Genomic DNA, 551 nt, shown 5'->3' with positions numbered 1-551 from the left:
GTTGCAGGAACTGCTCGATGCGTCCGGAGTCGGCACGGATCATTTGCCCCAGCATCGGCAATGACGCATCGCTGGTGGTCGCCACGAACGGATAACGCCCGGCAAACGCGCCGTGCCAGTCGCTGACGATCGCCCGTTGCCACTGGCGATTGAGGCTTGCCGCCGACGGTTGCAACACCCGTTGCCAGGCCTGTTCCAGCGGCTGCACGAACAGGGTCTGGCCGACCCCGCCCCACTCCGCCCCCAGGCTGGCAGCGATCAGGCTGCCATAGGCACGGGTGTCGGTGAGGTCGACGCTTTTGCCCTGGAACACGGTTTGCGCCAGGGCCTGGGTCATCGCCTGCGGGTCGGCGGCGTTGCTCACTTGCTGCAGTTTCAGGCGTACCCGGGTGACGCGGGTGAGGAAGGCCTGCAGGCTCAGCCGGTCGTTGTCGTTCTTGCCTTCGGCCTCCTTGTCCAGCAGGGCCAGCAGCGGGCCGAAGGTGGCGTCCAGCGGACCGCTCGCGCCGGGGGCCTGTTGGTCGGACCGCTCGCGCCGGGGGCCTGTTGGT

At 68.2% G+C, this 551-nt stretch carries 1 pseudogene; it reads right to left on the bottom strand.

Annotated elements, in window-relative coordinates:
• Positions 1–551: pseudogene (locus AC1DVH_RS32535) on the bottom strand (ImcF-related family protein); the annotation flags it as partial.

This window comes from Pseudomonas sp. P4_C3 (assembly GCF_056402075.1).
Note: the sequence above shows the minus strand (reverse complement) of the source record. Positions and strands in the feature narration are given on the sequence as shown.